The organism is Ornithinibacillus californiensis (assembly GCF_001038485.1).
Classification (GTDB): domain Bacteria; phylum Bacillota; class Bacilli; order Bacillales; family Amphibacillaceae; genus Ornithinibacillus; species Ornithinibacillus californiensis.
Genome location: NZ_LDUE01000058.1, coordinates 72,125 through 85,938 on the forward strand (window position 1 = coordinate 72,125; position 13,814 = coordinate 85,938).

13 protein-coding genes are annotated in these 13,814 nt (G+C 38.8%); 2 read left to right on the top strand and 11 right to left on the bottom strand.

From position 1 onward, the window contains the following. Positions 1-115: 115 nt before the first annotated feature. From TE34_RS14415 to TE34_RS14450, 9 genes are all read right to left on the bottom strand, one after another. Positions 116-856 (bottom strand): LytR/AlgR family response regulator transcription factor, encoded by a 741-nt coding sequence (locus tag TE34_RS14415; protein WP_047985512.1) that lies wholly within the window; start codon positions 854-856, stop codon positions 116-118. After that, the gene (locus TE34_RS14420; RefSeq protein ID WP_047985513.1) at positions 853-2,622 is read right to left on the bottom strand and encodes a LytS/YhcK type 5TM receptor domain-containing protein; all 1,770 of its coding nucleotides are present in this window, start codon (positions 2,620-2,622) and stop codon (positions 853-855) included. The genes TE34_RS14415 and TE34_RS14420 overlap by 4 nt, the downstream gene beginning before the upstream one ends. Continuing rightward, positions 2,619-4,163 (bottom strand): solute symporter family protein, encoded by a 1,545-nt coding sequence (locus tag TE34_RS14425; protein ID WP_047985514.1) that lies wholly within the window; start codon positions 4,161-4,163, stop codon positions 2,619-2,621. The genes TE34_RS14420 and TE34_RS14425 overlap by 4 nt, the downstream gene beginning before the upstream one ends. Next, positions 4,160-4,435 carry a DUF485 domain-containing protein gene (locus TE34_RS14430; protein WP_047985515.1) on the bottom strand — a complete coding sequence of 92 codons (276 nt, stop codon included), beginning with the start codon at positions 4,433-4,435 and terminating at the stop codon, positions 4,160-4,162. Before TE34_RS14430 ends, TE34_RS14425 begins: the two co-directional genes overlap by 4 nt. A gap of 196 nt (positions 4,436-4,631) precedes the next feature. Continuing rightward, positions 4,632-5,015, bottom strand: coding sequence for a gamma-glutamylcyclotransferase family protein (locus tag TE34_RS14435; protein WP_047985516.1), 384 nt, complete (start codon positions 5,013-5,015; stop codon positions 4,632-4,634). Between the two features lie 101 nt (positions 5,016-5,116). Continuing rightward, positions 5,117-5,494 (bottom strand): VOC family protein, encoded by a 378-nt coding sequence (locus TE34_RS14440; protein WP_047985517.1) that lies wholly within the window; start codon positions 5,492-5,494, stop codon positions 5,117-5,119. Positions 5,495-5,512: 18 nt separating this feature from the next. Then, positions 5,513-5,635 (bottom strand): hypothetical protein, encoded by a 123-nt coding sequence (locus TE34_RS21635; RefSeq protein WP_269083189.1) that lies wholly within the window; start codon positions 5,633-5,635, stop codon positions 5,513-5,515. 24 nt (positions 5,636-5,659) lie between these two features. Continuing rightward, on the bottom strand, positions 5,660-6,538 hold the full coding sequence (locus TE34_RS14445) for a hypothetical protein (RefSeq protein WP_047985518.1): 879 nt from the start codon (positions 6,536-6,538) through the stop codon (positions 5,660-5,662). Between the two features lie 43 nt (positions 6,539-6,581). Then, positions 6,582-6,959 carry a hypothetical protein gene (locus TE34_RS14450; RefSeq protein ID WP_047985519.1) on the bottom strand — a complete coding sequence of 126 codons (378 nt, stop codon included), beginning with the start codon at positions 6,957-6,959 and terminating at the stop codon, positions 6,582-6,584. A gap of 276 nt (positions 6,960-7,235) precedes the next feature. On the opposite strand from TE34_RS14450, the gene TE34_RS14455 reads away from it, so the two are divergent. Then, positions 7,236-8,516: an acetyl-CoA hydrolase/transferase family protein gene (locus TE34_RS14455; protein ID WP_047985520.1), complete on the top strand. Its 1,281-nt coding sequence runs from the start codon at positions 7,236-7,238 to the stop codon at positions 8,514-8,516. A gap of 43 nt (positions 8,517-8,559) precedes the next feature. Here the strand turns inward: TE34_RS14455 and TE34_RS14460 are convergent, their stop codons facing one another. Beyond that, positions 8,560-9,762, bottom strand: a complete 1,203-nt coding sequence (locus TE34_RS14460) for an SEC-C metal-binding domain-containing protein (protein WP_053075094.1) — start codon at positions 9,760-9,762, stop codon at positions 8,560-8,562. Positions 9,763-9,901: 139 nt separating this feature from the next. Here TE34_RS14460 and TE34_RS20335 point away from each other — a divergent pair, with 139 nt between their 5' ends. Then, positions 9,902-12,652, top strand: coding sequence for a bifunctional diguanylate cyclase/phosphodiesterase (locus TE34_RS20335; RefSeq protein ID WP_053075095.1), 2,751 nt, complete (start codon positions 9,902-9,904; stop codon positions 12,650-12,652). Positions 12,653-12,723: 71 nt separating this feature from the next. Here the strand turns inward: TE34_RS20335 and TE34_RS14470 are convergent, their stop codons facing one another. Further along, positions 12,724-13,674 carry a zinc-binding dehydrogenase gene (locus TE34_RS14470; protein ID WP_047985521.1) on the bottom strand — a complete coding sequence of 317 codons (951 nt, stop codon included), beginning with the start codon at positions 13,672-13,674 and terminating at the stop codon, positions 12,724-12,726. Positions 13,675-13,814: the final 140 nt, after the last annotated feature.

Sequence of the window (13,814 nt, forward strand, 5' to 3'; positions counted from 1 at the left end):
AAATATTATAATTATTTTGGACATTCATCATGTTGATTAAGCGCAAACGGTTGGATATTGTGTGTGAATGGTTTTGATAGGGTGGTGAATGGTTAGATAACAAATTGATTAAACTCTATACTTGAAACGTCTTCAAAATCGTCTTACTGGCTGACCTACTAACCGGTATGACTGTTTTATGTTTATCCTTCATCGTCAAGTTACTAGTTCCATTAAACCAAGGGGTGATCTCTAGGACATGATTTAAATTAACGAGATAACTTCGATGTGCTCGAAAAAACATCTGTCCAGAAAGTTTGTCTTCTAATTCCTGTAGTGTCATCCGGCTCATTATAACCTTGTCTTCGGTGTGGATTTCCAGCAAACGATTATTTGGTACAGCATAAAATATGGAGTTAGGCGATAATACCACTATCCGCTCTCCATCATCGACTAGTAGCTTAGATGTAGTTGCAGGCTTCTTTTCTTGCGTATTTTCCTTACTAACAACAATCTTACGAATACGCATCATCGCCTTCTTAAATCGCACTTCATCATAAGGCTTCAATAGGTAATCTACCGCATCAATTTCAAATGCATCTAATGCATATTCATCATAAGCCGTTGTAAAAATGAACAACGGTCTGTTGTCATCATCTTGTTCAGAAATATACTTTGCCACCTCCACCCCTGTAAACCCGGGCATCTCTACATCTAGAAAAATGACATCTGGCTTATGCTCTGAGTATAGCTGAATTAATTGCTCCCCCGTCTCGGCATGTGGTGTCAGTATGATATCTTTTTCATCCTTCAATAAATACAGCAATTCCTTTCTTGCCATTAATTCATCCTCTGCAATCATCGCGCGAATATTCATCCACTCACCTGCCCTTCTTCTAATTGATTTGCAATCGGAATTGAAAATCTCACTTCACTACCACCACTAGATAAATTACGTATATGTAATCTTGCAGACTCACCAATTAAATGAACGAGACGCTGATTTACATTATAAATTCCTGTGCCACCATTTTGGTTATCTACTAATGGTGTATGACTTACAAGAGGCAATATATGCTTGGGAAATCCACTGCCATTATCCCGAACTGTAACAGAAAGCTCTCCATCCGCCTTTACCATTTTTATCTCAACCTTTGCCTGATCGGTCACATTCTTTAGGCCATGCTGTACCGCATTTTCGACTAATGGCTGTATCGTGGACGGTGGAATAAAAATACCTGACACATCATCTGGCATCATAAAATCAATTTGCAACCGTCCTCGGAATCGTTCTTGAATAATCGAAGTATACGCCTGGACATGTTCACACTCTTTTTCCAACTCTACTAAGGATTTCGATACAAGCCGTAGATTAAATCGCATATAATTTGCTAGTTGCAGCGTAATATGGCGCGCGGTAGTTGGATCTTCCCGAAATAAGGATGCAATTAATTGAAGTGTGTTAAATAAAAAATGAGGGTTAATTTGTGCTTGTAGATTTCGTAATTCTGCATCCCGAATATGGGCTTTCAGTTTTTCGGTCGTGAGTACAGTTAGCTGATTGGAGATAAACTGGCCTAACCCTTCTGCAAGCATTAATTCTACCGGTGTAATATGCTGTGACTTTCGAAAGTAGAAAGTAATGAGGTTGGTCACTTCCTCTGCTTCTGTTATCGGTATAATAATAGCCGCCTCTAGCGGACACTTCTCCTCCTCACAGGAAATATCCGTTTTCAAGTAAGTTACTTGCATTTTCTTTGTTTCTATCGCTTTAAAGGCAAGTGGCGTTTTGATTGACTCTCCAATCAGATGATGTTTATCCCCCAAGCCTTTGTGAGCCAACACCTCCTGCTTATTCGTAACCGATACAGCCGCAAGCTCTAAGCGTTCATACAATAGGTTTGCTAAGCCATTGGCAACATCTTTATTCGAATCCTTCTTCAAGAAAGGTAGTGCTTCCTCCGCAATGGTTAGTGCCTGCTTCGTCGCAATCGCAGCTTCATTTTCCTGCTCCTTCATTACGACTCGAATCATCGTTGTAAAAATCGCAATGGCAATACTGTTCGATAATACGAGTGGCAATCCAATTCGGTCTACAATATCCACCATGTTGTCACCAGTAGTATAAATGATTAGAAGGAGTTGCATTTGTAAAACTGGTGGAAATACACCAATAAACAACGCCTTCAAGGGGGAGATAACCCGCTCATTGGAGAAGAATCTTGCGGTCATTCCGGCTAGCAATCCTGTTAGCGGATTGACCATGCCATTTGCTAACCATCCAACCCCACCTAAAAACATCAAATGAATTCCAGCTATTAGTCCTGCCCCTAGCCCCACAATCGGCCCACCAAGTAAACCAGCAATCACAATCGCCACAAGACTCAAACTAACAATCAATTGCCCATCAGCCACAGGAAAAATGACAAAAGCGTGGATAATCTCCCCTTGCTCCGAAATCATAATCCCAGTTACCGTACTAGCAATGCCGAAGATTCCAAACACAAGCGCATGCACGAGTGACATTTTCAAACTAAACTCACGATACAGTAATGATTTAAATCCAGGAGTTCGAGTTAACACAAACGCGATGACTAGTAACAGGCCCAACCGCTCAAATAAAATAATTGTTAAATCCTTCATGAGCTCTCTCTCCTTGAAGTAATTCCTGTTTGTGATTGGATATAGAACTGCCTAAATTCTTCAGTCGATTGTTTCCTCTTAGTGGAAAAGATGGTTCCTAGGTAAGCGCCAAGAAATCCGATTGGAATGGCAATAATGCCTGGATTGTATAGGCTGATAACTGAATCACGTACAATCCAGCCTCCATCGACATTCATGATGTGTGGACCAAGTATCACCAATAACAACGATGCTAAAAGTCCACTAACCATCCCAGTAATTGCACCGATTTGGGTAAATCGTTTCCAATAAATCGTTAAAATTAATACAGGAAAATTACTCGCTGCTGCTACAACAAACGTCAATGAGACGAGAAACGTCACGTTAATTGCCTCTAGTTGTAGGGCAAATAAGGTGGATATCAAGCCAATTCCCAGAGCAGTCCAACGCGCTGCCTTTAGCTGTTCTTTCTCCGTTGATTTTCCTTTTTTTAAAATGTGATGGAATATATCATGTGAAAAGGCCGTCGTAGCTGAAATTACTAGCCCGGCTACAACTGCAACAATCGTCGTAAACGCGATGGCGGAAACAAACGCTAATAAGAAGTCTCCCCCTACCGCTCTCGCTAGAAGAGGTGCGGCTAGATTTCCTGTAGGATCTACAGCAATCAACGTTTCATAACCAAGTAGTGCAACGGTTCCTAGGCCAAGCACAAGCGTCATTAAATAAAAGATGCCAATAATCCATGTCGAGCTAATTAATGAACGGCGGACCTCTAATGTATTTCGTACGGTGAATAAACGAATTAATATATGCGGTAAACCTGCTGTTCCTAGTACTAAAGCAAGCTGAAGGGAAAAAAATTCAATTGGATTATCAAACTGATGACCTGGCAGGAAAAAGTCTTCCCCCAAAGGTGTTCCTTCCTTCACACGGTCAACCAGGGAAGAAATATCCCACTGGAAATTCGAAAAAACGATTAATGATAACAGAAAAGTTCCAGACATCAGCACGACGGTTTTTACAATCTGCACCCAAGACGTTGCCACCATACCACCGAAAACAACATAAATGGTCATCAATCCACCGATAATTAATACCGAAATCGAATAATCAATATCTAATAATAATCGCAACAGAAAACCTGATGCGACAAGTTGTGGAATCATATAAAGGATAGAAATTATAAATGCACCAATCGCCATAATCAATCGCATTTGATTACTAGGAAACCGTGAGCAAATCACGTCACCTAGTGAATATTTCCCAAGACGATGGACTGGTTCTGCAACTAAAAACAACACGACAATATACGAAACGAGAAATCCAATGGAATATAAAAACCCATCAAACCCACTAATGGCAATCATACCAACGATGCCAAGGAAGGATGCGGCACTAATAAAGTCGCCAGCAATCGCCATCCCATTTTGAAATCCAGTCAAACTACCAGCTGCGGTGTAGAATCGATTCGCCGTATTACTCCGCTTTGCCGCCCAATAGGTGATGATTAACGTACAAACAATAATACAGATAAAAAACAAGAAGTATGTAAGATTCACGACAACTCCTCCCGCTTGATTTCCTCAATCTTCCGGTCAAATTGTTTTGCCTTCAAATGGTAGACCCACGCCATCAATAACGTCATCGGAATTTGCAGGAAACCATATAGCCAGGCCCATGTTAATCCTGGAATAATGCTTGTCTGATTCATAACATCAGGGAAGAATAGAAGTGATAGAGGCAGCATGAAGTAAAAAATAAACACGAGAACTAAAGCAGGAGCAACCACCCTTTTTTTCTCACGGATTAAATCCATAATGCGTTCTTCCATTCCCATCCCCCTATAGAAAAAATCTGTAAATTTGTATAATTCCAAAATAACCAAATTAAGTAGGGTTGTAAAGGTATTTGATTACTTTAGGTATTTGGTCTGATGGGAAGATGTTGCTTGAAGTAGGCTTTTGTTTTGAGGCGACAAAGGGGGTTAGGGCTTGCTAGAAGTTGCTGATGGGTAACTACAATAGACTTTACCTCTCAACCAAATATTTCAGCCAATCCCCACTCGCTATTCGAGTCTTTAGCAAATTCTCACGAGCAGCAACATACACAAAAGCTTTAATTCTACCATTCTCGGTAATAATCTCTTGATCCACCCGGTCATACAAATTATTTTCCCTCCCTTCTGTGTAGCCTTCTAAGTAATCTAATTCGATTAATTCTTGATTAGAGACCTCATAAACCTCACCATACACAATTGAACTTGTTGACTGCTTGATTGCCGGATATCCGTTGCCTGTATCGTACAACCCACCCTGTGTCCAACATGACTCACTTATGCAAGTTGCATTATTTAATAGATGAGCATTTCTTTCACCTTTTCTTAAAGTGCCATATACAAAGACTCTAATCATAGACATTTCCCCGTTCTATTTCTTAATTTTCTATTATCATAGCATCAAAAAAAGCCAGCACAAATAGTTATTTTGTGATGACTTTTATTTCGAAGTATAGACTACGAGAGTTCCATGACAGCAAAGTAGTTATCTTCATAATCCGCAAAGTTAAACACTCGACCAGCAGGCATTTCGACTACTTCTCCAACTGTTATATTTTTTTCAGTTAACTTGCGATACAGTTGATCAAGATCTTTTGTAAACAGCATTAAAGAAGGAGTACCAAGATTTAGTTCTGGTTCCATTTTTGCAATTAGTTCCTTATTATGGAGCACAAAACTCGTTTCAGATTCATTTGAAGGAGCAATTTCAATCCACTGCATCTTGCCGTTATCTTCCCTACTTTTTACAACAAAGCCAAGATTCTCTGTCCAAAAGTTTGCTGCTTCCTCTTGATTCGAAACGTACAACATAATTTGACCGATTGCTTGAATCATTCTAACACCTCTAATCCATTATTGGTATGCACTTTCATCCATAAAGAATAGTTCCCAGTGGTGCCCATCTAAATCGTGAAAACTTGTGCCGTACATTGGGCCATTTTCTGTTGGTTCATAATCAAGTTCTTCACCTGCCATAGGAGATCCACCTAAGGGAACCTCCTATTTATATATTTCGTTTTCAAATGTCTGACCATCCGAGTAAACCACTCTAGCTACTAGCCGCATGTCTTCGTATGGCTCCATATTGTTTAAGACATAGAATCGGTATCCCTCATCTTCATCTTGTAACTTAAACTGAACCTCATCAACTAGATTGTTATTTTCATATTTAAGTAGATAGGCTTCTTCCACAAGATTGTCCATGTCTTTTCCCATATGGTGATACAGCACAACATGCACTTCACCATCAACCAAGTCGATATTCGTGTCTATGTTGCCATATTGTTGTGGCCCATATTCCTCTAAGTAGGCTATCTCTATATCCCCGTTTTTAATAGACCCATCACTGTTTTGCACAGAGACATAGTATCTAAAATCTTCCTTAGGATTATATTCATCGATCTCCACTTCTCCCATATTATCACCATCAAGCACCGCGACACTCCAGTACGGTTTCATATCCAGTTCGAATGGAATGACGACTTGATAAAGGCCTTGCTGAAATTCTTCAGCTGGAATAGCTGTATAATCCTCATTTTCACCTATCGTGTAATTGAAAATCACTTCCGAATCGCTTTGAAGTTCCTTTACTTGCCATTCGAAAATCGCTTCAATATTTTGAGAATCGATCGGTTTAACATCCATCTCCATTCTACCAAGCCAGCTTTGTTGCTCATAAAATTCCGTTAAGGCGTTTTGGACCGTACTATTTTGATCACTAACAATACTCCGCATATCATGTTGCATGCTAATTAGTTCTTGCATTCTTCCTTCCATATAGGTTAACTTTGACGATACCGTCATAATCAAAAACAGACAAACTATCAAAGCACCGCCAACAAAGATACTAAAATAAAAATACGCTTTCTCCCTATCCATCCCCTACCTCCTTTCTAGTTTACATAATGAGGGACAGTCCCCCCTAAGGTCTACTTTTTAGTAAGCCTTGGAAGCTTGCGCGGTAATGCCATGCTAGGAATCCTTCTAGCACGGTTACGAATATAGCTAATACAAGTAACTCAGGGTCAACAAACAGATGAAAAGCTAAAATATTTACGATAATGCCAGCCAATACAACGAGAACTAATGGAACGAACCGACGAATAATTAGTAAAATTCCAGCTACAATCTCTACCCCTTTTTCAAGTGCTAACAGATAACCATCACCGAGAAACTCCATAGCATCCGGACTTGTTGGTGCAAAAGGTTCAAACCCAAACAACACCGCATATCCATTTAATCCTGCCCCAAGAAAAATTGCCCCAAGCACAACCTCAGCTATTCGAACTAAGATATTCATCCTAACTCCCCCAACGCTTCAAATTTAAGGTCCTTTATTTCGCCTTTATCTTACCATATATATTAGCCCAATTATATGAATAACCAAAAAAATTAATCATCGGGACGAGGGACAGGTTTACCGTCCCAAAATCTATCATTGCACTGGGACAAAGAACCTGTCCCTCTGTCCCAGAAGTTAACAGGGTAAACGTTTACAAATCATGTTATACTATCAATAAAGATTGACTTGTAATTTTACAATTAGTCATCATGATTTAGAAAGGTTGGTTCAGCTATGATTAACAACAACACAAAGGAAAAATCCCCATCTGAAATTCTATCTATTCTATCAAACTATAAAGATATTATTGTCGGCATGGCTAATGGTGAACCTGACACCATTTTAAATATGATCGATGAACACCCCAACGCTTTCTCCGAAGTTAAGATTCACCAAATGTTGGAGATGAAAAGTCGCCGCTATATTCAAGGTGATTTTCCTTCTATCCGTTATGTATCGTATTTTATGGGGGCTCACTCCCGTAAGGCATTTGCAAATGGAAAATGTGACCTAATACCAAACCACTTTCATCAAATGCCACAATTACTCGATAGCATCTGTCAAAAACCAATCATCGTTTGCCAAGCATCGCCAATGGATGAGGAAGGATATTTTTCTCTAGGGACAGAGGCTGACTATGTCGTTCATTTTATTGGTAAAGCTCCTTTTGTCATTCAAGTAAATAAACATGTTCCAAAAACAAATGGAACTAACAAAATACACCTATCACAGATTGAAGGTTTTATCCAAGAGGATCAACCGCTTCATGAACTACCAACGATACCTGTCCGCGATATCGATCAAAAAATCGCCGAATATGTTGCAGAACGCATTGATAATGGCTCGACGCTTCAGGTTGGAATTGGCGGGATACCAAATGCGGTAGTAAGTTTACTAAGTAATCATCGTGAAATTGGTATTCACACGGAAATGCTGACAGATGGCGTTATTGACTTAGTTCAACAAGGTGTCGTTACAGGTACCAAGAAAAAAACACATCCTGAGAAAATCATTGCTACTTTTGCCTTAGGATCTAAAAAGTTATATGACTTCATAGATGGTAATAAGCAGTTGAAGATGTTATCCGTCGATCAAGTGAATGATCCTCGAAACATCGCCCAAGAGGACAATATGGTGGCAATCAATTCCACAACAGAAGTGGATTTCTATGGCCAATGTGCATCAGAAACGGTTGCAGGGAAATATTATAGTTCCACAGGTGGACAAGTTGATTTTGGAACTGGCGTGAGATTTGCAAAGAACGGAAAAGGGTTTATTTGCCTCTACTCTACCGCCAAAAATGATACGATTTCTCGAATCAAACCAATTCTAGCACCAGGATCTGTTGTGACAACTTCTAAAAATGATGTGGACTATATCGTTACTGAGTATGGGATCGCCCATATGAGAGGGAAATCTATTTTTGATCGAACAAAAGCTTTAATTGATATTGCTCATCCGAAGTTTCGTGAGGAGTTAGAATTTGAAGCGAAGAAATTAGGCTTTCTCATCTAAAAAAGGCGTACAATCCCACCTTCTATAGGGATTGTACGCCTTTTTATTTTCCACAGCATTTCTTATATTTTTTCCCACTACCGCATATACAGGGATCGTTTCTACCAATCTTAATCACCTTTTCAACTGCAGCTAGATTGCCTCGTCTACCCGGAGTATCATCTCTCATTGCGCTTAACTCATTAGGTGACCAGCCTTTTAAAAACCATTGCCTTGTATGATTCAAAAGTGGAACAAGATGGCTCGTAATTGCTTCTACTGTTTCCAAACTGTCAAACTCTAGAAAACTCTCAAGAAATTCCATAATATCATTTAGAGTATCACCAGATTTAGCGGCTAAAGCACAATCAGAAGTAATTGCTTCCGCATCTTCCTTATCCACTTCATAATACTCCATCAAAAAGTTCACAAAGCGAACATGATGTTTATTTTTGTCTACGAAATCGTGTTCTGAAGCTGCTAGTATCTGTTTTTTTGTAAAAGGATAATATTCCAAACTACTACGGCTCTTATGTTCTTTCTTTATGACACTAGGTTCTTCTACTTCAAAGTTAGAAAAGCCTTCTGAATCAACAAAATGTTCCTTTTTGTATTTATTCGCATTAAATATAACATCAAAAAATTCCCTTACTTCTACCGGCTCATCTAAATATTTCTCAAGAAGGTCTATTAACTGAAAGCTAGTAAGCGTTCCATAATAATATAAGAGGCCGTTTGTTAGGTTGATCCATTCGGTGTTCCGTTGAAGTACTTTATTAAGCTCCTTATCTTTGGCCAAAGCCTGTACAGATTCAATAATTTCAACAGGAATGGTAAGGACTTTTTGTCCATTAAACGTCCCCATATAAACAAAACCACTTTCACGCAGATACTGTGCTTGATGTTTAAATAACTTTGGCGCCGAAATATATCCGCCACTCCGAGCCATTTTGACCAACAATCGAAAACGTTCCTCATCTAGTCTAACGCAGAACTCTCTCAGTGCTTTAGGAATAATATCTTCTATTAAGTCGATTAATTCAGCCTTTTTTAACGCACTAGCCTTTTCGATTCCTAAGCTTTTTCTAATGTCGTGTAACTCATCCTTTGTATATCTACTTAGTCCCTCTTTAATCGTAATCGGTAACGTTATTTCGCTCCAGTATCTTTTTTCTAATTTTTCTTCTCGTTCAAGTACATCATTTTTCATCTCTTTTAAAGCATGAAGCAACTTATTTGCATCATTTCGACTTAGTTTACTTGTCATATAATTACTCCTATACAAAGTATGTCTTTCTCCTTAAGGATATTTTAACATATTGAGGGACAGTCCCCCTCTAAAACGATTAATACAACTAAGTTTGCAAATACTAATTAATAACTTATCTTGTAGGAGTGTAAACACTTTGATTCACACGTCAACTAGTCCTTTACTTCATACCATTTCGATTTTAATTGTTATCATTTCTTCCTACACGACGTTAGTCTTAGTAGAACGGATTTTTGATGAACTACGCACACGTAAAGTAATCTGGATTATTGCGGGTGCACTAATTATGGCAACCGGGATATTTTCTATGCACTTTATTGGTATGATTGCTCATCATGTTGCCGATCCGATGACTTACGATGGGATTCTCCTAATCACGTCTTATTTATTTGCATTTATTTCATCACTATTAGCATTCTTAATTTTATATATCCATCCTCTGTCAAAGATCAAAACGTTTTTAAGTGGGGTAGCAATCGGTATAGGAATAATTTCGTTACACCTTACTGCCTTATATTCAATGATTGAACCATTTCAAATGAATTATAGTTCCGTATATTTTTATCTTTCTATCGTATTTGCGATTTTATTTTCGATTCTCTCTATTAACATGTTTGTAAAAATGAGAGACAAACCGGACCAGTCGGTTAGTCGAACGGGAATTAGTGCGCTACTACTAGGGTTAACCATATCAATTATGCACCATTGTGGGATGAGAGCAGTCGAATTTATCCCACACGAACATGACCCTTTCAACCTCACAGGGATTGATACATTTACATTAGGAATTATATTAACCATAAGTTCCCTATTAATTATCATTATCACACTAATTACTGCAATCTTTGATGGTCACGTTTTGAAAAAGGAAAGAAAATATGTCAAACAACTGATAGAAAGTGAAAATCGATATCAGAATCTAGTAGAAAACTCTCCTGTTCCACTAATCGTCCATGATGGTAAACATATATTATTTATAAACACAGTAAGCTTAAAAATCATTCATGCTTCGAAAAAAAGTGAAATTATTGGTAAACCAATCATGGACTTTGTTCATCCAGATTTTATCGAAATTACGAAGGTACGCCTTCATCAAGTAAAGGCAGGTAAACCATTAGGATTTAAAGATATTAAACTAATTGCCTTAGATGGGACAACCATTGATGCAGAAACTACAATAATGCCCATCATTTATGAAAACAAACCTGCTTTTCAATTAATTCTGCGAGATTTAACGGAGCAAAATAAAGTAAAAAGAGAACTATCAGAGAAAGAACAGCGCTTCACTTCCCTTTTCGAGTACAACCCAGACCCTGTTTTTTCGTTTGATCATACTGGTAAATTTCAGGAAGTAAATGCTGCTATCTGGGATATTCTAGGATATTCGAAAGACGATCTCCTTCAGATGGTCTTTCACGATTTAATAGACCCAGATTACGCAGACCTAGCTACAGAGAAATTTGAGGAAGCCTTAAAAGGGAAACCTCAAGAATATGAGTTAGTTGCCCTTGCAAAGGATGGAAGAAGAATTCCAGCGAGTATTAGCACTATTCCAATTATAGTAGACAACAAGGTTACAGGTGTTTTTGGAATTGCTAAAGATAAGACGAAAGAAAAAGAAGCCTTCCACAGAATCCAGCAGCTTGCCTATACGGATCAATTAACAGGACTAGCTAACCGTAGATGGTTTTATCAGCAACTAGAAAAGGTCATCTCTAAAAGTCGGGAAGAACAACACTCTGTAGCTGTACTAGCAATTGACTTCGATGATTTTAAAGATATCAATGATTCGTTAGGACACCATATTGGCGATTTATTTCTCCAAAAGGTCTCGCAGAAGCTAAATGATTTCAAAAAAGAAAATAGCTATATTGCGCGTGTAGGTGGTGATGAATTTTGCATTCTATTAGAGGACGTAACGAAAGAAGAAACTATTCGTATTACTGAAAATATGCTCCGTGCACTAAATTGCCCCATCACTATATCCGGACACGAATTGCTCGTGACGTTATCAATTGGAATTAGCATAGAGTCAGGATCTTCTATTGATGCAGAGGCTTTATTAAGTCAAGCAGATTTAGCGATGTATTTAGCTAAGGAAAAAGGCAAAAACAACTATCAATTCTTTAATGAACGATTAAATGAGAAGATTGAAAGAAGATTGCAGTTAGAAAATGCCTTACGAAAGGCAATACAGAACAACGAGCTAACGCTTGTTTACCAACCCCAAGTTGACATCCATTCAAACCAACTGGTTGGATTAGAAGCATTGCTCAGGTGGAATCCATCTTTTGGCAATGTACGCCCTGATGAATTCATTCCAATCGCAGAAAGGACAGGACTTATTGTCCCCATTGGAGAGTGGGTTCTCCGAGAAGCTTGTAGGCGGATAAATCAATGGAAGGAACATAAATATTTACATGTCCCCATCTCAATAAACATTTCAGCAAGACAGTTCTCCGACCCACGCTTTCGGGATAAAGTATTACAAATTGTTAAGGAAGAAAATATTGACCCTGAATACCTAGAAATTGAAATTACGGAAAGTGTCATGATGAATTTGGACGATTATTCCCAGTTAGTACAGGAACTTAGGGAATTAGGTATTAAATTTGCCATTGATGATTTCGGTGCAGGCTACTCTTCGTTACATCTCATTGCTACCCTAGATTATGACACATTGAAAATTGATAAATCACTAATCGATGATGCGATACAAAATGTCCGAAAAAGGCAAATCCTTAAAGCAGTAATCGAATCGATTACTAGTGAGCGTATCGTAGTAGAAGGAATCGAAACTAAGGAGCAAGTGGAGTTACTGAAGAATTACAACATCATCGGCCAAGGCTACTACTTCAGCCGGCCGCTTCCACCAGAAGAACTATAAGGGGACTTATAAGGGGACTGTCCCTCTGTGAATATATTCACAGAGGGACAGTCCCCCCTTTGCTAGTAAAACTATTCTAGGTTTGCTACTAGTCTACCTGTTACTTCATGTCGTTCTAGTCGTTCTAAACCTTCTGCTATCTCATCAAATGTAATATAAGAAATAGTTGGATCTAAATGACCTTGAGACATTAGCTCATAAATTGCAGCGATATCTTCTACAGTTCCACCTACGCTACCTTTTAGTTGAACAGATTTTAGAATTAGATTGCTAGTGTTAATAGTCGTTTCCAGTCTACCCATACCAACTAGAACAACTGTACCACCAACCGCAACAGCATCAATTGCTCCAGCTGTTGTCGTACCGAATCCTGCGTAGTCAACAATCAATTCTGGTGCATACTCTGCTAATTCCGATACGTCTTCTACAACAACTTTACAACCAATTTCTTTTGCTAGTTCACGGGCAGCAGGACTAACATCCGCAGCATAAACCTCACAACCAGCTACAACTGCAGCACGTGCAGCCATTTGACCTAGTCCACCAATACCGATAACGCCAACCTTCATGCCAGCTTTTGCCCCACCTTTTTGGAACATCGCATGATATGAAGTCATCCCAGCATCTGTCCCAGCTGCTGCTTGAGCGAACGTAATATTTTCTGGCATTGGAACTAAATCAACAGCAGGAACTAAAACTTTATTAGCATATCCGCCATCACGACCATTACCAGGTCCTAATCCATCTTTCCCTACAGGACATACTCCAACACGGTCACCGACCTTGAAGTCTGTTACTCCATCGCCTACTTCCGTAATAACACCAGCGATTTCATGTCCTAAGACGATTGGTACTTTTGCTAAAATATTCATCCAACCTGGATCACGTAACGTGGCAACGTCTGAATGACATAATCCAGCAGCCTTAACATCAATTATTACCGTTCCAGGAGTTGCTACTGGATCGGCCTTTTCTATTAAACGAAGTGGTTCGTTAGTACCTGTAAATTCCCAACCTTTCATAATAAACCATACCCCCTAATAATTTAATCCACCTTTAGGATAAGTTGTAAAAACGTTTTCTTCAATCAACAAAAATAACGTACTGTTCAGAAATGAACAAAATGAGTTCTTTTGTTCATTAAATTTGCGGAAATTTAATG